General features: G+C 69.6%; 23 protein-coding genes. 12 read left to right on the top strand and 11 right to left on the bottom strand.

All coding sequences use genetic code 11. The features are described from left to right. Positions 1–24: 24 nt before the first annotated feature. Entirely contained in the window at positions 25–1,665 is a 1,641-nt protein-coding gene (locus ACFPQ9_RS22810; RefSeq protein ID WP_465269583.1) for a GMC oxidoreductase, read from the bottom strand. A gap of 263 nt (positions 1,666–1,928) precedes the next feature. Here ACFPQ9_RS22810 and ACFPQ9_RS22805 point away from each other — a divergent pair, with 263 nt between their 5' ends. After that, the gene (locus ACFPQ9_RS22805; protein ID WP_380856111.1) at positions 1,929–2,741 is read left to right on the top strand and encodes an SAM-dependent methyltransferase; all 813 of its coding nucleotides are present in this window, start codon (positions 1,929–1,931) and stop codon (positions 2,739–2,741) included. Between the two features lie 52 nt (positions 2,742–2,793). On the opposite strand, the gene ACFPQ9_RS22800 is transcribed toward ACFPQ9_RS22805, so the two are convergent. The 5 genes from ACFPQ9_RS22800 to ACFPQ9_RS22780 form a co-directional block, all read right to left on the bottom strand. After that, positions 2,794–3,150, bottom strand: coding sequence for a DUF4387 domain-containing protein (locus tag ACFPQ9_RS22800; protein WP_380856108.1), 357 nt, complete (start codon positions 3,148–3,150; stop codon positions 2,794–2,796). Continuing rightward, on the bottom strand, positions 3,143–4,528 hold the full coding sequence (locus ACFPQ9_RS22795; protein ID WP_380856105.1) for an acyclic terpene utilization AtuA family protein: 1,386 nt from the start codon (positions 4,526–4,528) through the stop codon (positions 3,143–3,145). The genes ACFPQ9_RS22800 and ACFPQ9_RS22795 overlap by 8 nt, the downstream gene beginning before the upstream one ends. A 67-nt stretch (positions 4,529–4,595) precedes the next feature. Then, positions 4,596–5,582: a phosphoglycerate dehydrogenase gene (locus tag ACFPQ9_RS22790; RefSeq protein ID WP_380856102.1), complete on the bottom strand. Its 987-nt coding sequence runs from the start codon at positions 5,580–5,582 to the stop codon at positions 4,596–4,598. A gap of 66 nt (positions 5,583–5,648) precedes the next feature. Next, positions 5,649–6,920 (bottom strand): MFS transporter, encoded by a 1,272-nt coding sequence (locus ACFPQ9_RS22785; RefSeq protein ID WP_380856099.1) that lies wholly within the window; start codon positions 6,918–6,920, stop codon positions 5,649–5,651. Beyond that, a complete protein-coding gene (locus ACFPQ9_RS22780) occupies positions 6,917–8,035 on the bottom strand; it encodes a tartrate dehydrogenase (protein ID WP_380856096.1) in 1,119 nt (372 codons plus the stop codon). The genes ACFPQ9_RS22785 and ACFPQ9_RS22780 overlap by 4 nt, the downstream gene beginning before the upstream one ends. Before the next feature lie 172 nt (positions 8,036–8,207). Between ACFPQ9_RS22780 and ACFPQ9_RS22775 the strand changes: the two genes are divergently transcribed. The 8 genes from ACFPQ9_RS22775 (at position 8,208) to ACFPQ9_RS22740 (ending at position 16,348) form a co-directional block, all read left to right on the top strand. After that, positions 8,208–9,173: a LysR substrate-binding domain-containing protein gene (locus ACFPQ9_RS22775; protein ID WP_380856093.1), complete on the top strand. Its 966-nt coding sequence runs from the start codon at positions 8,208–8,210 to the stop codon at positions 9,171–9,173. A 149-nt stretch (positions 9,174–9,322) separates the two neighbouring features. After that, on the top strand, positions 9,323–10,576 hold the full coding sequence (locus ACFPQ9_RS22770; protein WP_380856090.1) for an exo-alpha-sialidase: 1,254 nt from the start codon (positions 9,323–9,325) through the stop codon (positions 10,574–10,576). A gap of 140 nt (positions 10,577–10,716) precedes the next feature. Then, positions 10,717–11,436, top strand: a complete 720-nt coding sequence (locus ACFPQ9_RS22765; RefSeq protein ID WP_380856088.1) for a GntR family transcriptional regulator — start codon at positions 10,717–10,719, stop codon at positions 11,434–11,436. 134 nt (positions 11,437–11,570) lie between these two features. Continuing rightward, a complete protein-coding gene (locus ACFPQ9_RS22760) occupies positions 11,571–12,839 on the top strand; it encodes an MFS transporter (protein ID WP_380856086.1) in 1,269 nt (422 codons plus the stop codon). Between the two features lie 43 nt (positions 12,840–12,882). Next, positions 12,883–14,244 carry an acyclic terpene utilization AtuA family protein gene (locus tag ACFPQ9_RS22755; RefSeq protein WP_380856084.1) on the top strand — a complete coding sequence of 454 codons (1,362 nt, stop codon included), beginning with the start codon at positions 12,883–12,885 and terminating at the stop codon, positions 14,242–14,244. Positions 14,245–14,247: 3 nt separating this feature from the next. After that, on the top strand, positions 14,248–14,571 hold the full coding sequence (locus ACFPQ9_RS22750; RefSeq protein ID WP_380856081.1) for a DUF4387 domain-containing protein: 324 nt from the start codon (positions 14,248–14,250) through the stop codon (positions 14,569–14,571). Continuing rightward, positions 14,568–15,407: an alpha/beta hydrolase family protein gene (locus tag ACFPQ9_RS22745; RefSeq protein WP_380856078.1), complete on the top strand. Its 840-nt coding sequence runs from the start codon at positions 14,568–14,570 to the stop codon at positions 15,405–15,407. The genes ACFPQ9_RS22750 and ACFPQ9_RS22745 overlap by 4 nt, the downstream gene beginning before the upstream one ends. A 14-nt stretch (positions 15,408–15,421) precedes the next feature. Further along, positions 15,422–16,348: an alpha/beta hydrolase gene (locus ACFPQ9_RS22740; RefSeq protein WP_380856075.1), complete on the top strand. Its 927-nt coding sequence runs from the start codon at positions 15,422–15,424 to the stop codon at positions 16,346–16,348. A gap of 6 nt (positions 16,349–16,354) precedes the next feature. Here the strand turns inward: ACFPQ9_RS22740 and ACFPQ9_RS22735 are convergent, their stop codons facing one another. The 4 genes from ACFPQ9_RS22735 to ACFPQ9_RS22720 form a co-directional block, all read right to left on the bottom strand. After that, positions 16,355–18,178 (bottom strand): glycoside hydrolase family 2 protein, encoded by a 1,824-nt coding sequence (locus ACFPQ9_RS22735; protein WP_380856072.1) that lies wholly within the window; start codon positions 18,176–18,178, stop codon positions 16,355–16,357. 66 nt (positions 18,179–18,244) lie between these two features. Then, the gene (locus ACFPQ9_RS22730; protein ID WP_380856069.1) at positions 18,245–19,144 is read right to left on the bottom strand and encodes a carbohydrate ABC transporter permease; all 900 of its coding nucleotides are present in this window, start codon (positions 19,142–19,144) and stop codon (positions 18,245–18,247) included. Between the two features lie 2 nt (positions 19,145–19,146). Next, positions 19,147–20,097, bottom strand: a complete 951-nt coding sequence (locus tag ACFPQ9_RS22725) for a carbohydrate ABC transporter permease (RefSeq protein WP_380856066.1) — start codon at positions 20,095–20,097, stop codon at positions 19,147–19,149. 21 nt (positions 20,098–20,118) lie between these two features. Further along, complete coding sequence (locus tag ACFPQ9_RS22720; RefSeq protein WP_380856063.1) at positions 20,119–21,480, bottom strand: extracellular solute-binding protein; 1,362 nt, start codon at positions 21,478–21,480, stop codon at positions 20,119–20,121. A 261-nt stretch (positions 21,481–21,741) separates the two neighbouring features. Here ACFPQ9_RS22720 and ACFPQ9_RS22715 point away from each other — a divergent pair, with 261 nt between their 5' ends. The 3 genes from ACFPQ9_RS22715 to proP all read left to right on the top strand — a co-directional run bounded on the left by ACFPQ9_RS22715 (position 21,742) and on the right by proP (position 24,995). Beyond that, on the top strand, positions 21,742–22,821 hold the full coding sequence (locus tag ACFPQ9_RS22715) for a LacI family DNA-binding transcriptional regulator (protein WP_380856060.1): 1,080 nt from the start codon (positions 21,742–21,744) through the stop codon (positions 22,819–22,821). 223 nt (positions 22,822–23,044) lie between these two features. Beyond that, positions 23,045–23,329: a hypothetical protein gene (locus ACFPQ9_RS22710; protein ID WP_380856057.1), complete on the top strand. Its 285-nt coding sequence runs from the start codon at positions 23,045–23,047 to the stop codon at positions 23,327–23,329. A gap of 157 nt (positions 23,330–23,486) precedes the next feature. Continuing rightward, the gene (gene proP, locus ACFPQ9_RS22705) at positions 23,487–24,995 is read left to right on the top strand and encodes a glycine betaine/L-proline transporter ProP (RefSeq protein ID WP_380856054.1); all 1,509 of its coding nucleotides are present in this window, start codon (positions 23,487–23,489) and stop codon (positions 24,993–24,995) included. Positions 24,996–25,008: 13 nt separating this feature from the next. Here the strand turns inward: proP and ACFPQ9_RS22700 are convergent, their stop codons facing one another. Beyond that, a complete protein-coding gene (locus tag ACFPQ9_RS22700) occupies positions 25,009–26,079 on the bottom strand; it encodes a glycoside hydrolase family 43 protein (RefSeq protein WP_380856051.1) in 1,071 nt (356 codons plus the stop codon). Positions 26,080–26,218 lie beyond the last annotated feature (139 nt).

Raw genomic sequence — 26,218 nt, 5'->3', positions numbered from 1 at the left:
CGCACCGACGCGAGGTGCCGACGGTCAGAAGTCCTCGGCGATGATCTTCTCGATGTTGCGCTCGGCGAGCGCGGTGATGGTGACGAAGGGGTTGACGCTGACGTTGCCGGGGATCAGTGCCCCGTCCATCACGTACAGGCCCGGATGGCCGTGCAGGCGACCGTAGTTGTCCGTGGCCTTGTCGAGGACGGCTCCACCGAGCGGGTGGTACGTGAGGTGGTCGCCCCAGATCTTGTAGGTGCCGAACAGGTCGGTCCGGTAGATGGTTCCCTCGGTGGCGTTGATCTTGTCGAAGATCGATTTCGCCATGGTGATCGACGGCTGTTTCCACGCGGTCTGCCAGTCCAGGTCCACCTTCCCCGCCGCCGCGTTCCAGGTGAACCGGGCGCGGTGCGGATTCTTGGTGATGGACAGGTAGAACGAGGCCCAGGTCTCGATTCCGGTCGGCAGCGGCGCCACCTCGGCGAACGCGCCACCCGCCGCCCAGTTGTCGATGCCGGCCGTCGGGATCGACGACTGGAGGGCTCCGGTCGGGTCCCACAGGTGATTGGCCCGGCCGCACATGACGTTGCCGTTCTCGCCCCATCCGTTGCCGACCTCGTTGTTGAGGCCGGGCAGTGCGCCCGTCGCCTTCAGGCGGACCAGAAGCTTGCTGGTGCCGACGCTGCCCGCGGCGAAGAACACCCGTTGCGCCCGTACGGTCTTGGTGGCGGTGACGGCTCCGCTCGTGTCGAGCTGCTCGATGGTCACGGAGTAGCCGCCGGTGGCCGGCGTCACCCCGGTGACCCTGTGCAGGGGTGAGATGCCGACCCGCCCGGTCGCGCGGGCCTGCGCGAGATAGGTCTTCGGCAGGGACTTCTTGCCGTGGTTGTTGCCGTACAGGATCTCGCCGGCCAGCGCCGACTTGGTCACCGCTCCCGTGGCCTCCTGCTTCATGTAGTCCCAGTCGTAGACGTTGGGGACGAACATGAAGCGGAAACCGGAGCGCCCGGCGTGTTTGCGGCCGACGCGCGCGTACTTGTAGGCCTCCGTCGTCTCGAACCAGGCCGGGTCGATGGTGGCGACGCCGAGGGTGCTGTTGGCCCGCGGGTAGTAGACGTCGTACATCTCGTCCGCGTCGACGGACGGGAGCACCGCCGGGAAGCGGCTGCGTTCGGGGGTCACCGCCATGCCGCCGTTGACGAGGGAGCCGCCGCCGACACCCCGTCCCTGGTACACCACGATGCCGCCCATCTCCTCGGCGTCCAGGATGCCCGTGTAGCGCGGCACGTCCCGGTCGAGCGGGAACCCGAGGAAGTTGCTCAGGGGCTGCTTGGTCCGGGTGCGGAGCCAGAAGGAGCGGTAGTCGGGGGTGGTGGTGTTGGCGAAGATCTTGCCGTCCGTTCCCGGGGTGTCCCAGGCCATGCCCATTTCCACCATGTGGACGTCGACGCCGGCCTGGGCGAGTCGTAGCGCTGTGACGGAACCTCCGTATCCGGTGCCTATGACGAGTGCGGTGACCTGTGCGCCGGGTTCGATCAGCTCTGCTTGCTGCGGGAGCGCGGCGGCGTGCGGAAGGTCGATTGCACCCAGTGCCGCGGCACCTAGAATAGAACTCGTTCTACCAATGAAGCGACGACGGGAAAGGCGTTTTCCTTCCTGCGTGCTGGGTGGTCTTGCGTCCACGTAGATCCCCTTCCATTGCACACAATGGAAACGAGTTCTACTCAGAGTCGTGAAATAAGTCACGAGAAACCTACGGGTAACTTCGGCCCTCTCCTCGGAATCCCGCATCAGGAATTGAACGGGAGCTCAGCCGCCTCTACGGCATCAATCGGTAGCCGATGAATCGCCGACGAAGATTACCAACTTCCATACCGGCAGCGGGCGTTGGGGCATAGGTTGGGCGGTGAATGATCCATGCCGCGGCTGAAGGACGGATGCGACCCATGAGTGACCCCACGGCAGTGCCGGAGCCGGCGAATCCAAGGATCGACGCGTCGATTCCGCACTCCGCCCGCATCTGGAACTACTGGCTAGGCGGCAAGGACAACTACCGTGTCGACGAGGAGGCCGGCGACGCCTACACCGCGGTTTTCCCCGGCATCGTCACCATCGCCCGCTCCAGCCGCGCCTTCCTGCGTCGCAACATCACGTATCTCGTCTCCGAGGCGGGCATCCGGCAGTTCCTGGACATCGGGACCGGCCTCCCCACGGCCCAGAACACGCACGAGGTCGCCCAACGGCTCGCGCCCGAGGCACGGATCGTCTACGTCGACAACGATCCGATGGTCCTCGCCCACGCGCGCGCCCTGCTCTACTCCACCCGGGAAGGCGCGACCGCCTACGTCGACGCCGACGTCACCGACCCCGACCGCATCCTCGAAGCCGCCGCCGAGACACTGGACTTCAGTCACCCCACCGCGCTCGTCCTCAGCAACATCCTGGGCCACATCTCGGACCACGGTCAGGCCCGAGCCATCGTCACCCGGCTGATGGGCGCCCTACCGGCGGGCAGCTACCTCTCCGTCAACGACGGGTCACTGGGCATCGACCCGGTCTTCGAGCAGGCCCAGGACGCCTACAACAGCAGCGGCGCCGTCCCGTACAACCTGCGCACCGTCGACGAGATCACCACGTTCTTCGACGGCCTGGAACTCGTCGATCCCGGCGTCGTCCCGGTGACGCAGTGGCGTCCGGAGTCAGGTTCGCCTGCCCCGGAGGTCGTCGCCGAACACGGCGGACTCGCCCGGAAGGGGTAGCCGCCAGACCCGGGACGGGCGACTGCGGCAAGGCAGGCGTATCCCGGTTCACTCAGCGCGCGGGCGCGGATTCCGTGGTGCCGGTGCTCGGCACGGGCAACACGGCCAGCGGCACGTGGTGTTGACCCGAGTGGATGTCACGGTCGAACAGGGATGCCTGGCCGACGGGGCGCGGGAAGGAGATCTTGACGACATTCAGCGACGGGATTCGGAACATCTGGATCCCGGACGCGGTGACGCCGTAGAGCCCGGCGACGGTTTCCTCATTGAGGAACGATTCGTCGGCGGCGATGCGATAGCCGTCCGCGTCACGCATGAACAGCTCCATCGTCACCCAGAACGGGCCCGCGTTCTTGGACCGGATCTCGTGGGCGAGATCCGCAAGAGTGGTGGGGTTGGCCTCAGTCACGTCGCGTGACCTCCTCGAAAGCGGTGCGGAACATGTCGGTGGGGGTGACGCTGTCGACGACGTGATGCAGCACGAACTCATATGCGGCACCGCGCTCGATCTCGGCCGGCGAAGTGGCGAACGCGAGGCTCGGCAGGTAGTTCATGTCGGGTGTCGGCAAGTGGAGCATCAGCGGGTTGGCGATCTTCGCGACGGCGGTCGCGGTGGCCTGGTCCGGCGCGTTGACCAGAAGCATGACCCCTACCTCACGGGGCGCGCCCACCGCGGGGTCGAGGTCCCCCAGTACGGCGTTGTAGCCGTAGAGGCGGACGTCGAAGGCGTACTGATCCTCGATCAGACCGATCGTCTGCTCCACCCGCTCCTTGATCATCATGCGCAGGAGAGCGGCCCAGTCCTCGATGGCGCCGAGGATGTGCGGATCCCGGATCGCGGTGAAGGACATCGTCTCGTAGCCGGTGATCCGGGCACCTTCGAGCTTGATGGTGTGCTGGTCGGCGACGTGGAACCGCGAGCCCTCAACGCGCACGGTTCTCTCGTCCACGGCGGTGTACGTGGCCTCGCTGACGTCCAACGTGCCGTCGGGCTCACGCATGACGAACGGATTCGCGGTCTCGTAGAGCATGTGCGCGGCGACGAGGTTCGGTGTGCAGGCGGCGGTCGTGGCGAGCGGCTCGATGGTGAACCCGTTGGCGTCGATGGTGGCCAGCACGCCACCGGCTCGTGGGTCGGTCGTGCACTGCCCACCGCATTCGATGATCTTGGCGGCGTGCCACGACGGCCCGGGCGGCATCCCCTTCATGAGGGGGTAGGCGGCGGCGATGGCGGTGTCGGTGGCGCGCCCGGCGAGCACGACTCGGGCGCCGGCCTCCAGCGCGGCGACGATCGGCTCATGCCCCATGACGCCCACGACGTGCGTGCAGCTTTCGAGTGTCTCGGGCCGCAGTTCTTCCGCGGGAGGCAGCGCGTGGATCCGTCCGGCGTCCAGGCGCTCCTTGAGGTCGGCGGTGTCCTGCTCGCTGTAGATCCGCGCAACCGGCAGGTTCAGTCCCTCGTCGGCCTGGATGTCGGCGACCATGCCCGCGACCCAGTCGACGCCGTGGTCGGTGCCGCTGGTGCCGCAGGAACCCACGATCAGCGGTATGTCGGCAAGTGCTGCCGCTTTCAGCAGGATGCGCAGGTCACGGGCGACCGCGGCGCGGGTGGTCTTGGGCTGGGACGCGCCGAGATAGTAGGGCCCGGAGTCGGTGCTGCCGCCGTCGACGGAGATCACGTCGGCGCCCAGGCGCAGGCCACGCTCGATCGTGGCCTCGGGGAACCCGGCTCCGAGCATGCCGGTCGGCGCCAGGACCTTGATGAAGTCGGCCGGTTCGTTGTCCATGTTCCTCGTTCCGTGTCGGTGGGTCTTGTCAGTCGGTCTGGTCGGGGCCGCTTGGCCGTGGGTCCCGTCAGTTGGTCTTGGCGCCTGCGGAAGTGCTCGGCAGCAGGTGGGCGTTCACCGCGAATCGCGGATGCCCTGCCAGTGCGGCGATCACCTCGGCCGCCCCCTCGAGGCCCGTGGCCGCCCGGGCCTCAGCGGTCTGTCCTGCGAGGTGGGAGTAGACGACGATTCCCTCGACGCCCCTCAACGGACTGCTGGTTGAGAGGGGCTCCTCACTCACGACGTCGAGTGCCGCGCCGGCGATCTGCCCGGTGCGTACGGCGTCGGCGAGGGCCTGCTCGTCCACGAGGGCGCCACGCGCGGTGTTGATCAGCACCGCCGTCGGCTTCATCAGGCGGAAAGCGCAGGCGTCGAGGAGGCTCCGCGTACGCTCGGTCAGCGCGGTGTGCAGCGAGACGTAGTCGGACTCCGCCAGCAGTTCGGGCAACTCGACGAAGCGCACGAACGGATCCGTCCGCTCGTTCTCCGGCACGCCCGTCGTGCACAGCACCCGCATCCCGAACGCCCGCGCCAGTGGTACGACGGCCCGGGCCGCAGCGCCGTATCCGAGCAGGCCGAGGGTCGACCCGCGCAGCTCGTGGCCGTCCTCCCTGGGCCAGTTGCCGGCGGCGACGCCCGTCGCGCTCCGTACCAGTCCGCGCGCGGCGGCGAGCAGCAGGCCGAGGGTGTACTCGGCCACGGCGTTGGCGTTGATGCCGGGCAGGTTGCTCACCGTGATGCCGAGCCTGCCCGCGGCGGCGACATCGATGGAGTCGTAGCCGACGCCGGTCCGTACGACGGCCCGCAGCCGGGTCGCCCGGGAGAGGACGTCGGCTGTGAGGGGCTCGTTCGCGACGAGTGCCGCGTCGATGCCGTCGAGGGCGGCGACGAGTTGTTCGGGGTCGCGGCGGCCGACCAGGGGTGAGTGGACGGTGGTGTGGCCGTGGGAGCGCAGGCGGCGGTCGACTTCGTCGCCGGGGCGCAGGTAGTCGGTGGTGATCAGGATGCGGGGCACACGGTCCTCGTTTCTGGCTGTTGTGCTGAGCGGCCGGTCCAGCCGTTGTGCTGCGCGGCCGGCCGGTCACTTGGCGGGCGTCAGGGGGGACCGCCGCCGCAGGGTGCCGATCCTGGCGATCACGATGATGGCCAGTAGGGCGACCACGGCGATGTCGACGAGCATCAGGGACCACCCGTTGAGGTCCACCATTCCTCCGACCAGCGCCGGTCCCAGAAAGCCTCCGCCCGCCCAGCTCACCGTGTACATACCGGCGTACGTCCCGAAGACCCTTGCCGAGGGGGCGAGATTCCACAGGACGACGACGGCGTTGACGAGGAAGCTGCTCGCGCCGGCGGCCGCGATGCAGAAGGCGATCGTGGTGCCGGTCGGTGTCTGGAGGAGCGTGCCGAGCAGCATGGCACCGGCGAAGACGGACATGCCCCCGGCGATGGCGCGCAGCCGTCCGTAGCGCTCGGCGAGCAGCGCGGCCGGATAGGCGGCCAGGATGAACGCGACACCGCTCGGCAGGGTGAGGCCGCCGGCGTCGCCGCGGGACATGTCGAGGGCCTCCATGCCGTACGGCGTGATCAGTGAACGGGACGCGGCCCAGGCGCTGCCGAAGAGCAGGATCGCGGCAAGGAGCAGGAGCCTGCTGCGGTCCCGGTCCTTGATGATCTCGACGAAGGTGTCGCGGACTCGCGGCGCCCGGCTGTCGGCGGGTTCCGCGGCGCTCTCGGCCAGCACCTCCTGGTAGGCCGGGGACCGGCTGTCACGCACGGTCGTTCCCAGCACGACGATGGACACCGCCATGATGGCCGCGGGGATCGCGAAGGCGATGTTCAGGTGGTCGTCGACGAGGAAGATGCTGATCAGGGCCGCGACGATCGCCGTGAGGCTGGTCGCGATCTTGACCACGGCGTTGGCACGGCCGCGTCGCTCGGGCGCGATGAAGTCGGGGACCAGGGCCTCGGCGATGGGTTTGAAGGTGTTGGCCACCAGCGCGTAGGCGAACATCACCGCGATCAGCAGCGGCAGGGACGCCGCCGTGTGCGGGATGACGACGAACAGCGCGGCGGCGATCGGCATGCCGACGACCAGATACGGGATACGGCGGCCCCAGGCGGTGCGGGTGCGGTCCGAGCGGTTGCCGATCCAGGGCTGGACGAAGATGCCCAGCAGGTTGTCCATGCCCATCAGCACACCTACGACGGCCGCGCTGCCGATGTGCTCCCGCAGCAGGGGCGGGACCTGGGATTCGTAGAAGTTCCAGGTCGACTCCTGCGCGAACACGGCAAGAGCGACCAGGAACGTGATGCTCCGGGTTCTTGAGCGCTGTCCTGCCGGCGTCGTCGTCATGAGGGTCGTCCCGCCCGCCCGGCGCCGACGCGCCCTGTCCCTGCCGCGATCTCGGCGGCGATGGCCTTGCCCAGCCCGACGGTGGTCCCCGTGCCGCCGAGGTCGGGGGTGACCGCGCCGGGCTGTTCGTCGAGGACGGTCTCGATGGCGGCGACGACATGTGCCGCCGCCTCGTGCTCGCCGAGATGGTCCAGCATCATCGCGCCGCTCCAGATCTGGCCGACCGGGTTGGCGATGCCGAGGCCCGCGATGTCCGGCGCCGAGCCGTGGACGGGTTCGAACAGGCTGGGGAACGTGCGGTCGGGGTTGATGTTGGCGCTCGGGGCGATGCCGATCGTGCCGGTGCAGGCGGGCCCGAGATCGGACAGGATGTCGCCGAAGAGGTTGCTCGCGACGACCACGTCGTAGCGGCCCGGCTGGAGCACGAACTTGGCGGCCAGGATGTCGATGTGGTCCTTGTCGGCGGTCACGTCCGGGTACCGCTCCGCCATCTCGGCCGCGCGCTCGTCCCAGTAGGGCATGGAGATCGAGATGCCGTTGCTCTTCGTCGCCCAGGTGAGGTGCTTGCGGGGGCGGGCGGCGGCGAGTTCGAAGGCGTAGCGCAGCACCCGGTCGACGCCGGTCCGTGTCATGACGGTCTCCTGGAGGACCGTCTCACGCTCGGTGCCCTCGAAGATCCGGCCGCCGATGCTGGAGTACTCCCCCTCGGTGTTCTCACGGACCACGTAGAAGTCGATGTCACCGGGCCGGTGATCGCGCAGGGGGCTGCGCACGCCGCGCAGCAGCCGGACCGGGCGGAGGTTGACGTACTGGTCGAATCCCCGCCGGAACTGCAGCAGGCTGCCCCACAGCGAGACATGGTCGGGGACGACGTCGGGCCGGCCGACCGCGCCGAAGAAGATCGCGTCGAAGCCCCCGAGGACGTCCCGCCAGTCCTCGGGGAGCATCGTGCCGTGGCGCAGCCAGTAGTCGGCGCCGGCGAAGTCGAACTCGGTGACGTCGAGGGCGAATCCGTGCACCTCGGCGGCTGCGTGCAGGCTTCTCAGGCCCTCGGGGACGACCTCGCGGCCGATCCCGTCACCGGGAATCGCTGCGATGCGGTAGCTCTGCGGCACGAAATCTCTCTCCTCAGCGGACGAAGCACAGGCGAAGGGCGAGGGCGTCGACCGGCGATGGCGGGACGCTCGTCGCGGTACGGGTCTTCCGGCCCGTCTGCGACCTGGGGACAACCCTGGCCAGCTGCGATGCCCGCAACAAGGCCGTTGACGGCAAGGTAGGCTTTCGCTGGTGGAAAACCTCCGCCGTTCCGGGCAGCCGGGCAGCAAGAACCGCTCCCCCCTCGACGATTTGGAGTTCTTCCAGGTCGTCGCGTCGAGCGAGACCCTCACGGCCGCGTCACAGGAACTCGGGTGCTCCCTGCCCGTCGTCAGCAAGCGCCTCAGCGCGCTGGAGCGCCGGCTCGATGTGCGGCTCGTCCAGCGTGGTGCCCGGCGGCTCGTGCTGACCTCGGAAGGCGAGCTGTACGCGGCACGGGTGGCGACGATCCTGGACCAGGTGCGCGAGCTGGAGGACTCGATCACCGACCGGTCCGGAGGGCTGCGGGGCTCCCTGACCGTCGAGGCCACGCTCGGCCTCGGGCGTACGCACATCGCCCCGCTGCTGGGCGAGTTCGCGCAGGCCCACCCGGATCTGCACGTCCGGCTCCAGACTTCGGCGCTCCCGCTGCGGCCCCATCGACGCGAGTTCGACGTGGCCGTCCATGTGGGCGCGCCGCTCGACTCGTCGCTGCGTATGCGCCGGCTCGCCCAGAACCGGCGGGTGCCGTGCGCGGCGCCGTCGTATCTCGCCCGGCACGGCACGCCCACGAGCATCGAGGACCTGGCCGGTCACGACTGCATCGTGCTGCGCGAGAACGAGAGCGACTTCGCGCTGTGGCGGTTCGGGGACACGGCCGGCACCCGGCACATCCGGGTCCGCGGCAGCCTGTCCAGCAACGACGGTGACGTGGTGACCGGGTGGGCGCTGGAGGGGCGGGGCATCATCATGCGTTCACAGTGGCATGTCGGGCCGCACCTCGACCGGGGAGAGCTCGTCCATGTGCTGCCGGACGTACCGACGCCGGCCGCGGACATCTACGCCCTGACAGAGGACGACGCGCACGTTCCGCAACGGGTGAGCAGACTCATCGACTTCCTCGCCGCCCGGCTCCCGCGGCGGGTGAATCAGCGTCACGAGCCTCACGGGCTCACATAGCGAGGAGCGCCTTCTCCCGAGCGGGTCAGGTCTTCCACGGCTGTACCGAGGCCGGTCGGCCTTCGCGAAAAGGCTTCCGTTCCGCCCGTTTACATCGATGTACATTCCGCTCTAGCCTGACGCGCATCTCCCCACCCGGAAGGAACACCATGGTGATCCTGCGCCTTCGGCATGCCCTCGGACGGCATCGAGTCCTCGCGCTCGCCCTGGCCGGCGTACTGAGCCTGCTGCCGGTCATCCCCGTCGCCGCCTCGCCCATGCCCGCCGACGCGCCGGCTGCGGCGCCCTCGACGGCGACCCCTGAAAGGACCCCGTCCCTCAAGGCCACCGGAACCCCGCTGCGGGCCGGAACGGGCCTGTATCCACGGGCCATCCGACTCGCCCACAACGGTGCGGCCAACGGGCGCGTGCTCGCGAGTGTCGTCACCTTCGACGGCAACAACGGCATCGGAGCCATCCACGAGAGCACGGACTCCGGGGCGACCTTCCGCGAGGTCGGCAGAGTCGCCGACCCCGAGTCCGCGGCGGGACAGGGACTGTGCTGTTCCACCCTGTTCGAACTCCCCCGGCAGGTGGGCGCGCTGCCGGCCGGCACCCTGCTGTGGGCCGCCTCCGTCGGCCAGGACGAGCAGAACCGCCGTATGGCGCTACGGATCTGGCGGAGCAACGACGTGGGCCGCACCTGGTCGTACCTGTCGTCCTGCGCCGTCGCGAGCGGTACGGGCGGGCTGTGGGAACCGGAGTTCTCCGTGGCCGCCGACGGCGCCCTGGTCTGCCATTACGCCGACGAGACCGACGCCGCGCACAGCCAGAAGCTGGTCGCCGCGCGGAGTTACGACGGGGTGCGCTGGGAGGGCCACCACAACACCGTGGCCAGTACCTGGGCGCCCGACCGGCCCGGCATGCCGGTGGTGCGACGGCTGCCGAACGGCACGTACTTCATGAGCTACGAGATCTGCAATCCCGGCGGCCAGTACCAGTGCGTCGTGCACTACCGGACATCCGCCGACGGCTGGAACTGGGGTGATCCCGCCAACCTCGGCATCCGTCCCGAGACGGCCGACGGCAGGTACTTCCGCGCCGCTCCGACCATCGCCTGGGCGCCCACGCCGGGCGGCGGCACCGACGGGCGGATCCTGCTGATCGGGCAGCGCCTGCTCAACCGGGACGGCACGCCCGCCGCGGGCAGCGGGCGCACGATTCTCACCAACTCACGGAACGGCAGCGGCGCCTGGACCGCGACCGCCGCACCGGTGACCGTGCCGAACCCGGAAGTGAACTACTGCCAGAACTACAGCTCACCACTGCTTCCCTCGGCGGACGGCAGGCGTCTCCTCCAGATCGCCACGGACTTCGAGGGCACGGTGTGCCGGGCATACTTCGCGACCGGCAGCCTGCCGTAGCGGCGGGACGGTGTATCGGCCGAGCCTCGCTTCTCGGCCTCGATCGCATCATCGTCGAGGCCGAGAAGGGAGGCCCGCGCGCCTGCTGCTCCCCTTGAGTCCCCTTGAGAAATAATGCTGTAGCAAATACGGTGCTGCACATGGGACAGCTACCGCAGCTCACGGCGTCCGCGACACTCGGCGATCAGGCGTACACCGCGATCCGCGAGGCGATCATCTCCGGGGGCCTCGAACGGGGCCAGAAGGTGACCGAGCGGGGTCTCGCCGAGTCGCTGGACATCAGCGCGACGCCGGTGCGCGAGGCGCTGCGGCGTCTGGAGCAGGACCGGCTGGTCGAGCGGACCGGCCCGCGCTCGGTGCGCATCGCCAAGTTCGCGGAGGAGGAACTGCGCGAGTTCACCATGATCGGGGACTCCCTGCGTTCGCTGGCCGCCCGGCTGGCCGCCGAGAAGTCGACGGCGGCCCAGCGGCGGGAGATGCGCGCGCTGCTCGACAAGGCGGACAGCCTGCGCGGCCGGTCGGAGGGGATCGAACCGGGCAGCGCCGAGGAGCGGGAGCTCATCGAGGAGGTCCTGCACTGCATGCGGACGTTCCACACCCTCGTCGACCGGGCGAGCGGCAACTCGACGCTGCTCCAGATGCTGCACATGGTCGACGCCTTCGGCGCGGACGAGCGTCGCAGTGCGGTCCTCGCGGAAATCGGCGGCGACCGACGCGGCGCGGTTGAGGAGCGGTACCGCCAACACCGGGCCATCTACGACGCCATCGCCGCCGGCGACGGGGACCGGGCGGCGGAGCTGATGAGCACCCACAGCGCCGCTTCCAGCGACTCACTGATCTCAGGGCGTTTCCCGGCCTGAGAGCCGGGCGACTGCCGCTCACGCGGGAGCCGTCCGCCTTCATCAAGCTATAGCAAATAGCAGAGCCGCTTACCCAGGCGCACCGGGCTTCCGCCCATCGCGCTTGCTATGGCATATGGCAAAGGAGCCGCCCCATGCCCGAGATCGCACAACCGCACGCACTCCGGAACGCCGCCACCTCACCGGGCCGGATGAGCGCGAGCACCGTTCTGTGGGTGACCCTCGCGGTCTTCGCCCAGGAGTCGGTCTGGAACTTCTACGACGCCCAAGTCCCCGCCGAACTGCGCCAGTACCTCGCCTCCGCGGGCCTGGTCGGGCTCATCATGGGGATGGACAACCTGCTCGGCGTCCTCATCCAGCCGTGGACGGGCTTCGTGTCCGACCGGCGCGCTCGTGAGGGCAGGGGCCGCTGGGGAATCGTCCTCACCGGTGCGGCGCTGGCCTCGGTGCCCTTCGCGCTGATCCCGTGGACCGGCGGTCTGCCCACGTTGATGCTCTGCATCGTCGCGTTCGCGGCCACGGCCAACGCGTTCAAGGGCGTCACCGAGACGCTGGTCTCCGACTACCTCTCCCCCGCGCACCGGGGCAAGGCCCAGGGCTTCGTGAAGGCGGGGGTCAGTCTCACCATCGTCGTGTCGGCCCTGATCAGCCTGCTCGTCGTCGACCGCAGCATCACCCTGGCGTTCGCGCTTCCGCCCGTGCTCATGCTGGTGCTCCTCACCACCTCGTGGAGGTTCCTGGGCCGCCGGCACACCACCTCCGTGACTGAGGCGAAGGCAGAGGACGAGCCGACCGACTTCTCGTCGCCCTGGGCCGTCGTCAAGGACATGGTGCGCGACCCCTCCCGCGCACGCGCGCTGCTCATGCTCGGCATCTTCTGCTTCGCCGGCATGTGGTCCGCCCTGCGAGCGCTGATGACGCCGTACGGCACGGAGACCCTCGGCCTGTCCCGCGGCGCGGCGGGCGGGCTCGCGCTGCCCGGCGCCGTCGCCTTCCTGGTGTGCGTCGTCCCCCTCGCCTACGCCTCGTCCCGGCTGGGTCAAGTGCGCGCCATTCGTCACGGCGTCGGCCTGTTCGTCGTCGGCCTGCTCACCGGCTTCGCCTCCCCCACCGTGCCGGGCACGGTCGTCTCGCTCGTCATCACCTCGATCGGGTACGCGACCTTCGCCGTGAACGCCCTGGTCGCGCTGTGGGATCTCGCCCCCAGCCGGCATGTCGTGGGCACCTACACCGGCCTGTACACGGTCGCCTCGTCGACCGGCGCGGCCCTCGGCCCGGCGCTGCTCGGATTCACGGTCGATGTGACTGGGTGGCGGTTCATGTTCCTCGACGGTGCCTTGTTCGCCGCGATCACCTTCGCCGTCTTCACCAGGCTGGCGCGCCGCGTCACGCCGGCCGCCTGACCTGCCCCGACCACGCCCCATCTCACAGGAAACAGAGACATTCATGGAGCTCCGCATCCTCGCTCCGACCGGAGCCCTCGGCGCCGGCTTCGACGCCGGAGCGTTCCGACGCGGCGTCGCGGCCAGACCCCACGTCATCGCCTGCGACGCCGGGTCGACCGACTCCGGACCGGCGGCCCTCGGCTCCGGCACGCCCAAGCTCTCCGACCGGGCCGTCTCCCGCGATCTGCGCCTGCTGCTCAGGGCCCGGTCCGAGCTCGGGATACCCCTGATCATCGGGTCCTGCGGCACCGGCGGACGGGACGTCGGCGTCGACCGGGTCGCAGGACTCGTGCGCGACATCGCCGAGGCCGAGAACCTGCACTTCACCATGGGGCTGATCTACTCCGACCAGCCCCCCGAGCGGCTGGAGGGCCTTTTCGACGCCGGCCGGATCGCGCCGCTGCCCCACGCGCCCGACATCGAACGGGAGTTGTTCGCGCGCAGTCACACCGTCGCCATGATGGGCGTGGAGCCGATCGAGGAGGCGCTGCGCTCCGGCTGCGACGTCATCCTCACCGGCCGGGCCAGCGACACCGCCCTGTTCGCCGCGGTCCCCCATATGCGGGGCGCCGACCCCGGGCTGACCTGGCACATGGCCAAGACCATCGAGTGCGGCGCCGCCTGCGCCGTCCCGCCGTCGGCCAACGGGCTCCTGGTGCACCTGCGTCACGACCACTTCGACGTGACCACGCTCGCCGGGGGCAGCCGGCTCACGCCCCGTTCCGTCGCGGCGCACACGCTGTACGAGAACGCCGACCCGTTCCGCATCGTCGAGCCGTCCGGCACCCTCGACACCTCCGACGCCACGTACGAGGCCGTCGACGAGCGGACGGTCCGGGTGCGCGGGGCGCGCTTCCTCCCCGCGGACGGCTACACGAACAAGCTCGAAGGAGCCGAACTCGTCGGCCATCAGACCGTCATCGTCGGCGGCGTCCGCGATCAGGTGGTCATCCGGCACCTGCCCGATCTGGTGCCCTTCGCGAAGAAGTACTTCGCGGACAAGATCCTCGACGTGTTCGGCGGCGACGTCGACCCCGCCGACGTGGACATCGACTTCCGTCTCTACGGCGACGGAGCCGTGCTCGCGGCACCCGAACCCGAGCCGCTGCGCCCCCGCGAGATCGGCGTCCTCATCACCGTGACCGCCCGGGACCAGGCGACCGCTCACGCCGTCGCGACGTTCGTGGCCCACGCGAGCAGCCACCTGCCGATCCCGGAGTACGACGGCCTGGTCTCCACGCTCGCCTACCCCTTCTCTCCCCCCGAGACGGACCGGGGGCCGCTGTACCGCTTCACCCTCAACCACGTCGTCACCGGCGTCACCCCGACCGAACTGTTCCGCACCGTCACCGAAGAGGTGTGAGCCATGGCCACCCTGCTGGACTTCTGTTCCCTGGTCCGCTCCAAGAACGCGGGCCCCTTCACCCTGACCTTCGACTTCATGTGCCATGACCAGGCGGCCTACGACACCCTCGTCGCCACCGGTTTCCTGAACAAGGATCTCTTCGCCCGCCTCTACGGAGTCCGCCCCGAGCACATCCTCCTCGTCAACCACCCCTTGGCCCTCGCCGTGAAGGTCTCCCTGCCCCGCCCCGAGGTCCAGGGCGACCTGCGCGACGCCGATTGCTACGCCGGCCAGCAGTACGCCCCGCTGATGGACCTCCCCGTAGAACTGGAGCGCGCCTCGTGACCGCCGAACGCCCGCTGTCCCCCTGGGACCTGCCCGTCGGCCACCCCGGCATGACCTTCCTGACCGGCCCCACCGCGCAGTTCGCACTTGCCCGCGATCCGCGTTTCTCCTACTCCCTGTACGTCCCCAGGGGCCATGGTCCCGACGGTCCGCCCCGCCCCCTGGTGATCGCCGTCCACGGAACACGGCGTCGCGCCGAGACCGTGCGCAACGCCTTCGCCGACTTCGCCGAGCGTCAGGACTGCGTCGTGCTCGTGCCGCTGTTCCCCGCAGGCATCAACGGTCCCAATGACGTGGACAGTTACAAGCTGCTCTCCCCTGCCGGGTTCCGGGCCGACGAGACGCTCCTTGCCATGGTCGAGGAGGCGGCCGCCCGCTGGCATGTGCGGACCGACCGCTTCCACCTGCACGGCTTCTCCGGCGGTGGCCAGTTCGCGCACCGCTTCGCCTATCTGCACCCCGACCGGCTGGCCTCCCTGTCCGTCGGCGCGCCCGGACGGGTCACGCTTCTGGATCCGACGAGGACCTGGTGGCACGGCACGTCCGATGCCAAGGAACAGTTCGGGATCGAAGTCGACCCCACCGCGCTGCGTGACGTGCCCGTCCAACTGGTGATCGGTGCGCACGACACCGGCAGCGCCGAACTCGCACCGCCCGACGCCCGTGGTCCCGCCCCGGCCGGGAGCAACCGCATCGAGCGCATCACCGCTCTGCGCGCCAACTGGCGAGAGCACGGCATCGACACCCGCCTCGACACGGTTCCGGACACGGCACACGACCACTTCGCCGTGCTGCCGACGGTGCAGCGATTCCTCGCCGGATGCCTGGCCCCGTGACACCTTCACCTGCCATGCCCACTCACTCACTCGATCCGCGCATCGCCGAAGTACTCGGCAACAGCGAGGTCGGACCCGACGTGCGCGCCTCTTCACCGGATCGTCCGGTCCCCGATGCGACGGTGCGCGATGCCGTCGCTCACCTCGAGGGCCGGTCCCTCCCGGTCCGCCTCTACCAGGGCCCCCGCGACGACTGCGTCATCGTCTTCTTCCACGGCGGCGGCTTCGTCAAGGGAGACCTGGACTCGCACGACGGGCAGGCGCGGATGCTGCGCGAGGTCACGGAGCGGCCGGTCGTGTCGGTGCGGTACCGGCTGGCTCCCGAGCACCGGTTTCCGAGTGCTCATGAGGACGCTGTGGAGGCCGTCCGCTGGGTGCACGAGAACGCGGGAGCGCTGTTCACCACCTCGGCGACCCGGATCGCCGTCGCGGGCAGCAGCGCCGGAGCGAATCTCGCCCTCGGCGCCGCACTCGCCCTCGCGTCCTCACCGTCGGCGCCGGTCGCGCAACTGCTCGCCTGCCCCTTCGCCTCGGGTGACCCGGCGTTGCCCTCGCGCAGCGAGTTCGCGGACGGGTACGGGCTGACCTCCCGAGCCGTCGAGTGGTTCATCGGCGCATATGTGGCCGATCCGGCGCAGCGGCAGGACCCACGTTTCGCCCCGGTGCTCTCCGAGGACCTCGCGCTGCTGCCGCCGACCGTGCTCTTCAGCGCCGGACTGGACCCGCTGCGCGACGACGCCCGCGTCCTGTCGGAGCGACTGCGGGCGTCGGGCGTACGGGTCCTGGCCTCGGAGGAACCGACGCTCCCCCACGGCTACTTCAAGTACGCCGGGATCTCCGAGGCGGCGAACGACGCGCTCATACGAATGAACACGGCGTTCCGCGACATGCTCGACGCCCCGCGCACCGATGCGTCGTACCCCGAAAGGGAGTTGAAGTGAGGCAGCTCAGTCCGTGTCCTGCTCCTCGATCGCCGCCGCGCGCTGCTGTGCGGCACGGATGCGGTCGATGTCGAGCTTGGTGCCGCGGTCGAAGCGGTAGACGCCGTTGCGTTCCTGGAAGACGTCGGTCAGCTGGGTGTAGCAGTAGCCGAACATGTCACGGTCGTCGAGCAGTACGCCGGTGAGGCCGGCGAAGCGGGCGTGGAACTCCTCCTCGTCGCGGACGCGTTCGCCGTAGCCCCAGGACTCGGTGCGGTCCTCTCCGGACTGGGCGGCGGCCGCCTCGGGGTCCCACCAGATGCCCCCGAACTCGCTGACGAAGTAGGGCTGTCCGCCGTACGGCAGTGAGTAGGGGGCGCCGCTCTCATGGGCGTTGACGAACGGGGCGTCCTTCGCCAGCCCCGACATCAGCTCGCGGAAGGCTTCGGGGTCCTGCTCGTAGTGATGTGAGTCGTAGATGTCGGTCTCGGCGACGCGGTGCGCGTAGCCGGAGGCGTCGATCACCGGGCGGGTGGTGTCCATCGCCTTCGTGGCCAGGAACATCGCGCGGGTGACGTCGTCGAGCCGGGTGATGCGGTCGTGGAGCTTCTGGTACGTCTCGTTGAGCGGGCACCAGCCGATGATCGAGGGGTGGGAGTAGTCCCGTTCGACGGCCTCCAGCCACTGGGCGACGTACGAGGCGTCGGGCTGCTGGTTGTCACCGGAGGAGCCGCCGACCTCGCAGCCCCAGTCGCCGAACTCGCCCCAGACCAGGTAGCCGAGACGGTCGGCGTGGTAGAGGAAGCGCTCCTCGAACACCTTCTGGTGAAGCCGGGCCCCGTTGAAGCCGGCCGCCATGGCCAGCTCGATGTCCCGCACGAGGGCGTCGTCGGTCGGTGCGGTCATCAGGCCGTCCGGGTACCAGCCCTGGTCCAGGACGAGGCGCTGGAAGACGGGGCGTCCGTTGAGCAGGACGGCCTTGCCGCGCAGGCCTACGGCGCGCAGACCCGCGTAGCTCTCGGCGGTGTCGACGATCCGCCCGTTCGTGTCGAGGAGTTCCAGGCGCAGGTCGTACAGGTGCGGGTCCTCGGGGCTCCACTCGCGGCGCCGGTCGTCGGGGACGGGCAGGTGCAGGCGCGGGGCCAGGTCCAGGTCGGCGCGTGCCTCGGCGCGACTCACCTCGCCGTCGGCGTCGCGGAGGACGGCACGTACCCGGTGGCCTGGGCGGTTGCCGGAGATCGGGAGTTCGAGGTGGAAGGCGGAGCCGGCGAGGTCGGGGGTGATGCGGGGGCGCCGCAGGTGCGCCTCGGGGACGGGCTCCAGCCAGACGGTCTGCCAGATGCCGGTCACGCGGGTGTAGTTGCAGTCGTGGTTGGCGTACTGGACGGCCTGCTTGCCGCGTGCCTGCGGGCCGGACTTGGGGTCGCGGGCCCGGACGGTGATGACGACGTCCTCGCCGCCGCCCGCGATGTCGCCGAGGTCGGCGGTGAAGGGGGTGAAGCCGCCGCGGTGCCGGGCGACCTCCTTGCCGTCGGCCCACACGGTGGTGTCGTGGTCGACGGCTCCGAAGTGCAGCAGGACGCGGCGTCCGGCCCAGTCGGCGGGCAGGGTGAGGGCGCGCCGGTACCAGACGGCCTCCAGGAAGTCGGTGTCGCCGATGCCGGAGAGCTCGGACTCGGGCGGGAAGGGTACGAGTATCTGGTCGCGCAGCTCGCGGCCGAGCAGGCCGCGTTCGAGCCCGCTGTCCCCTCGGTCGGTCTCGAACTGCCAGGCGCCGTTCAGGTTGAGCCAGTCGCGTCGCACGAACTGCGGTCGCGGATACTCCGGGCGCGGTACGGAGGGGGTGGGCACACATGCTCCAGTCGATCGGGGGCCGGCGGGAGGCCGCCGGCCTGTGGGTACGGCGAGGGGATGAGGTCAGGAACCGCCGAGGCCGGTGGTGGCGACGGAGTCGACGATGCGGCGCTGGAAGAAGAGGAACACCACGATCAGTGGCAGCGCCGCCAGCAGCGCGGACGCCATGGACTGGGCGTACTGGATGCCGAAGGCGTCCTTGACGGTGGCCAGGCCGACGGGGAGCGTCATCAGGTCGGGGTCGTTGGTGACGATGAACGGCCACATGAAGTTGTTCCACGCCCCGATGAAGACGAAGATCGCGACGGCGGCGACGATCGGCCGCGACAGCGGCAGCACGATCGACAGGAACACCCGGAACTCGGAGGCCCCGTCCATCCGGGCCGCGTCCTCCAGTTCCCGGGGGATGCCGTCGAAGAAGCGCTTGAGGATGAAGACCATCATGGGCGCGACGACCTGCGGCAGGATGACCGCCGCGTAGGTGTCCACCAGGTTGAACAGCAGCATCTGCTCGAAGAGCGGGACGACGAGCAGTTGCGGCGGGACCAGGATCGCGGCGACGGTGACGGCGAGCAGGGTCCGGCGGCCGCGGAAGGTGCCGCGCGAGAAGCCGTACGCGGCGAGCGTGGAGACGACGACCGTGATCAGCGTGACCAGGCCGGCGATGAGGAAGCTGTTGAAGGCCCAGACGGTGACGTTCCCGCGCTCCAGGATCTGCCGGTACGCCTCGGTCGTGAAGGCGCCCTTGATCGGGGACAGGCCGGGCGAGGCCGCGTCCTGCTCGCTCTGCACGGACGTGGCGACGGCCCAGACGAACGGCAGGAGCCAGACGGCGGCCAGGACGGCCAGCGCGGTGCCGGCCAGGACGCGCGGCAGCCGGCCGTGGCCGAGGACGAGAGAGGGTTCGGCAGCTGCCAAGGGGGGACGGCGCCGCGGGCGGAGGGGTGTTGCGGTGGCGGACACGGTCAGTCCTCCTGGCGGAAGAGACGCAGTTGCACGAGCGAGACGACGATGACGAGGGCGAAGAAAAGGTAGGAGACGGCGGAGGCGTAGCCGAGCCGGTAGCCGGTGAAGCCGACGTCGTAGACGTATTCCAGGACCGGGCGGGTCGAGCCGTTGGGGCCGCCCTTGGTGAGGATGTAGATCTGGTCGAACACCTTGAGCGAGGCGAGGACTTGCAGCATCGCGACCAGTGCGGTGGTCCGGCGCAGTTGCGGCAGGGTGATGGACCACAGGCGCCGCCAGGCTCCGGCGCCGTCCAGGGCCGCCGCCTCGTAGAAGGTCGAGGGCAGGGACTGGAGCGCGGCGAGGTAGAGCAGGAAGTTGAAGCCGACCGTCCACCAGACGGTGAGGGCGGCGATCGACCACATCGCGACGGATTCGTCGGAGAGCCAGCCGACGGGCGCCATGCCGAGGGTGTCGAGGAACTGGTTCGCGAAGCCGAGTTCGGGCTGGTAGAGCCAGGTCCAGATGAGCGTCACCACGGTGACGGGCAGCAGGTAGGGGGCGAAGAAGGCCAGTCGCCACGCCCACTGCCCGGCGAGGCCGCTGTGCACCAGCAGGGCCATCGCCAGCGCGACCAGCACCAGCGGGACGCTGGAGATGGCAGTGAAGACGACCGTGTTGCCGAGGCTGCTCCAGACGTCGGGGTCGCCGAACGCCTCGGTGTAGTTGTCGAAGCCGACGAAGGCCGTGTCGCGCAGCGCGAGTGAGCTGTCGGTGAAGCTCATCCAGAGCCCGTGCACGATGGGCCACACCAGAAACAGGACGAAGACGAGCAGGAACGGTACGACGAAGACGAGGCCGGGGCCCTGCGCGGTCCGGCCGGCCTTCAGGCCGATACGGCGCAAGCCGCCGGGGCGGTCGGAGGCCGGGCCGGTCACGGTGTCGGTACCGGGGGGTGCGGTGGTGGTCACGTGGGTCACTCCTTCTGCTCGTCAGGCCACCGGGTTGGGCTGCCGGAGCAGCGTGTCCGCCTCGCGGACCATCTGGCGCACCGCCTTCTCGGCGGAGGTGTTGCCCAGCAGTGCCGCCTGCAGGGGCTGGCACATCCGGTTCTGGAAGTTCGAGGCGGCCCCGGCGAACCAGTTCGGCGGGTCGAGCACCGCCACCTCTCCGGCGTCCGCGTAGGAGGACTGGGGGTCGAGGGCGGCGTACTCCGGTTCCGCCAGCACGGGCTGATAGGCGGGGATGTGACCGGCACTGGCCCAGGTCAGGCTCTGCTTGACCATCTCCGCGACGTACCGGTGGGCCTGACGGCGCTTCGCCGGATCGGGGTTCTCCTGATGCGGGAGGACGAAGCTGTGGCTGTCCGTGTAGACGCCGGGCCGGTCGAAGATCTGCGGGAACGGGGCGGCGCCGAGGGGGATTCCGGCCTTCTTCAGCGTGGGCAGCTCCCACTCACCGAGCATGATCATGCCGCCGCGTCCGCCGATGAAGCCGGCCATCGCGCCGTTGTAGTCCAGGTTGTTGGGGTTGGTGCGGCCGTCGAACAGCTGCTGCATGAAGGTGACCACGCGGACGGCTGCGTCGACGTCGATCTTCGGCGGGCCGCCGTCCGGCAGGGTGAAGGCGGCACCGGTCTGGGCGTAGAAGGCGGCGAACTGCCGCCAGGTCTGGGCCGTGTCGGTGACGTGGCCGAACAGGATGCCCTTCTGCCCGGTCGCCTTCGCGAGCGCCTTGCCCGCGTCGAGCAGAGCCTCCGGGGAGCCCATCGGGGCCAGTTCACCGGAGGAGTCGAGGAGACCGGCCTTGTCGGCGGCCTCCTTGTCGTAGAACACGATGAAGGGATGGACGTCGAGCGGGATCGCGTAGACGGTCCCCTCGTGCTGCGTCCGCGTCCAGACGGCCGGTGCGAAGTCCTTCTGGCTGACGCCGAATTCGGCGAGCAGGTCCAGGTCGAAGGGGTCGAGGAGGCCGCCGGGCGCGTATCCGGCCAGGCGGGAGAGGTGCATGATCGCGACGTCGGAGGCGCGGCCGCCGGCGGCCGACATGGCCAGCTTGGTGTAGTAGGACGGGCCCCAGTCCAGGATCGTCCGCTCGACCTCGAACCCCTGCGGGCCCTTGGACACGGCCTTGATCATGTCGTCCATCAGCATGCCGTCGCCGCCCTGGAACAGATCCCAGACGCTGAGCGCCGAGGCGTCGGCGGAAGCCGGTGAGGCGCAGCCGGACAGCGGGCCGGCGGCGAGCAGCGCACCCGCGGCGGCCGTGCCGTCGCGCAGCAGTCGGCGGCGGGTGAGACCAGGTGCCGCACCGGGTGCGGGCGTTGGTGGTGAGGCGGAGAAGCGGGTGAACATCGCGGACCTTCCGACGGCCGGACACGCATGCCGGACCGACGGTGGAACACCCATGGGGATGGTGATCCACCGCCTGGGTCAGGCGGGGGCGCACCGGTCGAGCCGATGCGATGGCTAGTTTTTACATCGATGTACATTGGCTGTAAAGAGCCAGGGGGCGCGGCCGGAAAACGAGGGCCCGAGGGGCCGGGAAGGCCGGCCGCCGATCCGCGACCTGCCGGGACATAAACTCAGCAGCTCCGAGGGGCAGGGAGGTTGCCGGTGGCACGGCCAAGGATCAAGGACGTCGCGCGGCTCGCGGGCGTGTCGGAGAAGACGGTCTCCAACGTCATCAACGACTACACCCACGTGTCCGACCGGACCAGACGCGCCGTCCGCGATGCCATCGAGGAACTCGGCTACAAGGTGAACCTGGCCGGCCGCCATCTGCGCCAGGGCCGCACCGGCATCATCGCCCTCGTCATCCCCGAACTGGACGTCCCGTACTTCGCCGAACTCGCCCGGCACGTCATCCGCGAGGCGGAGCGGCGCTCCCTGACGGTGCTGATCCACCAGACCGGCGCGGACCGCGATCACGAGCTGGCGGCGCTGACCGGGTTCGGCTCCAGCTTCGTCGACGGAGTCATCCTCAGCCCGCTCGCCCTCACCCCCGACGACCTGCGCGACCGTGCGGGTTCCCCGCCCACGGTGCTGATCGGCGAACTGCTGGAGGAAGGCGCCGACCACGTCGCCATCGACAACGAGAAGGCGGCACGGGAGGCGACCGAGCATCTGCTCGGCCTCGGCCGCCGCTCGATTCTGGTCATCGGCGGACGCGACGACGCGGGCCTGGGCACGGCTGAGGCCCGTACCCGTGGCTACCGCGCCGCCCTCGCGGAAGCCGGCGTCGCCTTCGACCCGGCGGCCCTCCTGCCCGTCGAGTCCTTCCGCATGCCCGACGGCGCCGAGGCGGTGGCCCGCGCACTGAGCGAGGGCGCCCGCCCCGACGCGCTGCTGTGCCTCAACGACCAGTTGGCGCTGGGCGCGCTGCGCACCCTGCACGAGCACGGCGTCCGGGTTCCCGAGGACGTCGCCGTCGTCGGCTTCGACGACGTCGAGGCCGGACGCTTCAGCGTCCCCACGCTCAGCACCGTCGCCCCCGACAAGGGCGCGGTCGCCCAGGTCGCCGTCGAACTCCTGCAACGCCGGATGGACGAAGCCACGGGATCCGCCTCGGCGGACGCCTCATCGGCCGGCGTGCGGTCACCTCAGGACCTCGTGGTGGCGCATCGGCTGGTCCTGCGCGAGAGCACGGAAGGTGTCAGCGGGGTGTCGGCGCCGGGAACGAGCCGCGGCCTGTGACCTGCGCGAGGGGGACCAGTCGGCCGTACCGGGCGAGCAGCGCCCGCAGCAGTCCGCCCGCCCCCTCCCTCCCCCACGCCGGCTTGGCACGAGTGCGCCCCCGTTCGGACCACCGCTGAGCCCATTTCCGGTGATTTACGCCTGGCTCGCGCAGGTCGCACGGGCCGTGACGGGTACGCCGTCTGCGCAGATCAGGGCCTCACGATCCAGGAGGAGTGCAGCCATGTACGCAGTGGTCAGGCGGTACGAAGAGGTGACCGATCCGGCTGAGGCGGGGCGCCGGGTGAACGAGGAGTTCGTGCCACTCCTGCGCGAGGTCCCGGGTTTCCTGGCCTACTACTGGGTCGATGCCGGGGGCGGGGTGATGGTCTCGACGGGTGTCTTCCAGGACCGGGCGGGCGCCGAGGAATCGACCGACAGGGCGCGGGACTTCGTACGGGACCGGCTGGCCGCGCTGCTTCCCCACCCGCCCCAGGTGACGGCCGGCGAGGTGGTGGCCCACTCGTAGCGGCCCCTGAGCCGGCCGGGACCAGGGCGACAGGCTGTTCCGGTGTGTCGGCCCGCCGAGGCGGACGTCGGCTCCCGGCAGTGGGACACGTGTGAGCGATGGGGTACCCGGGCATGGCGTGACGGCGGTCATGCAGGCTTGGCAGAAGGGACCCCTCATGGCGGTCAGCGTCTCCGATCTGGTCGAGGCCGATCCGGACCCAGGGGCGGTCAGGCGCCATCGCCTGCTCTTCCGGGCTGTGCAGCGGCGCAAGAACCCTCCGCTCCGGCGCACCGACATCACCGTCACCGACGAGGCGGCTGTGAAGCGGGCGGTGAAAGCGGCCGCGCTCGGTAACGCCATGGAGTGGTTCGACTTCGGGATCTACAGCTATCTCGCGGTCACCATCGGTCACGTCTTCTTCCCGTCCGGCAACGACACCGTGCAGCTGCTGTCGTCGTTCGCGACCTTCGCGGTGTCCTTCCTGGTGCGCCCGATCGGTGGGATGGTCTTCGGGCCGATGGGCGACAAGATCGGCCGTAAGAAGGTCCTCGCGTTCACGATGATCCTGATGGCCATCGGTACCTGTGCGATCGGCCTGATCCCCTCGTACGCCGCGATCGGTTTCTGGGCCCCGGTTCTCCTGATCTTCTTCCGGCTGGTTCAGGGCTTCTCCACCGGCGGCGAGTACGGCGGCGCGTCCACCTTCATCGCGGAGTACGCGCCCGACAAACGACGCGGTTTCTACGGCAGTTTCCTGGAGTTCGGCACGCTCGCCGGATACGTCGGCGCCGCGGGGCTGGTCACGCTCATGACCTCCATGCTGGGCAGTGGCGGCATGGAGTCCTGGGGATGGCGGGTGCCGTTCCTGGTCGCCGGGCCTCTCGGGCTGGTCGGCCTCTATCTGCGGCTCAGGCTGGATGAGACGCCCGCGTTCCAGAAGCTGGAGGACGAGTCCCTGCACCGCGCCTCGGACGCGGCCTCCGCGGTGGAGACGACCGCCAAGGGCGATCTGGCGAAGATCTTCCGGGAGTTCTGGCCGACCTTGATCCTCTGCATCTGCCTGGTCGGCGCTTACAACATCGCCGACTACATGCTCCTGTCGTACATGCCGACGTATCTGTCGGACGAGATGGGCTACTCCGAGACACACGGCCTGCTCGTTCTGATCGCCACCATGGCGGCGCTGATGCTGATCATCAACCAGGTGGGCCGGCTCTGCGACAAGCTGGGCCGGAAACCGCTGCTGATGGCCGGCATGCTCGGCTTCCTCGTCCTGTCGCTCCCGGCGTTCCTGCTGGTCAGGCAGGGCAGCCTGGTGGCGGTGTCGGCCGCGATGCTGATGCTGGGGCTGTCGATGGTGTGTCTGCTCGGCACCATGTCGGCGACACTGCCCGCGCTGTTCCCGACGCACGTGCGCTACGGCTCCCTGTCCGTCGGCTACAACCTCTCCGCCTCCCTCTTCGGCGGCACCACGCCGCTTGTGATCACGGCGCTGATCTCCGTCACCGGCACCGATCTGATGCCCGCGTACTACGTCATGGCCGCGGCCGTGGTCGGTGTGATCGCTGTGGCGTGCATGAAGGAGACGGCAGGGCAGCCACTGGCGGGCTCGCCGCCGTCCGTCGCGACACCGGAAGAGGCAGCCCGGATGGTGGAGAGCCAGGCACCGGCACCGAGGTTCTGAGCGACAGCGGTACTCACTCGAAGAACTTCAGGCTCCAGCCGGTGTTCGTGTTCGGCCCCGGGACGTTGGCGCGGCTGTAGGTGGTGCCGCCCCACCAGCAGAACGTGCCGGTGTACCAGTACCGGTTCTCCCACGCGTACGGCGTCCCCTTGGGGACCGCGTGGAACATCAGCGGGAACCTCGGGCCGGCCGGCGGGCTGGTGCCGATGTCGCCGTCGAGCAGGACGAAGCTGTGGTGGCCGGGGCCGTTGACGTGCAGCGTCGGGTCCCAGCCGGCCATCATCGTGGCGCGGTTGGAGCCGAACAGACAGCCGTTGGACTTGTACCAGTCCCACACGTACGTCGGGTCTCCCCCGGCACGCAGCCGCAGGTCGGCCAGGCAGTACTGCTCGCTCCAGCTGCCGTTGGCGGAGTACACGATGTGCAGTTGGCCGCCCGGGTCCTTGATGGCTTCGGGGGCCTCGTTGATGAACGGGTTGCCGACCACCCGCTCCCAGCTCTCCCTTGGCTGCGAGATGATGTGGCGCGCGCCGGTCGGGGTGGTCGGGCTGCTCATACGGGCGATGTAGAGGTTCTGCTCGACGTTGGTGTCGCCGGCCCAGCCGGACCACACGAACCAGCGCTGCCCGTTGAAGGTGAACAGGGTTCCGTCGATGGCCCATTTGCCGTCCGGGAGGGCCAGTTCGGTCTCGGCCGTGTATCCGCTGTCGGCGACGGCCGAGCTGATGACGTACATCCGGTGGGCCGGTCCGCGGCCCGCCGTGAAGTAGATGTAGTAGCGGCCGCCGTCCCGCACGATCTCGGGGGCCCAGACCTCGCCGCGATTACGCGTGTCGGACCATACCTGCCGGGCCGGCGCGCTCGCGAGAGCGTCCGTGGACGACGCCTGCCGGACGACGATGCCGCCGCCGGACGACTGCACCGAGACATAGGTGCCACCGACGCGGAGCACGCTCGGGTCCGCTGCCCGCAGACTGGTCTGACCCGCCCGGGCCGGCTCGGCGGACGTCAAGGACAGCACGGCGGCCAGGACGCCGGCCAGCAGCACGGCAGCGACGCCGGTGATCCGGCGAGGAAGTCTCATGGTCACTTCGGCGCCCGCTTTCCATCGATGGAACAGCTCTCCGGCAGCATTGTTATGAGTCGCGAGCATGTCAATGCCATGGAGGGCCGAGTCCGCAAGTCACCTTCGGCAGCAGCACCGTGAGGGTTGATGACCGAGT

It is taken from the genome of Streptomyces coerulescens, from assembly GCF_042657965.1.
Taxonomy (GTDB): Bacteria; Actinomycetota; Actinomycetes; order Streptomycetales; family Streptomycetaceae; genus Streptomyces; species Streptomyces coerulescens.
The sequence above is the reverse complement of the archived record's forward strand: the minus strand, read 5'-3'. Positions and strand labels throughout refer to the sequence as shown.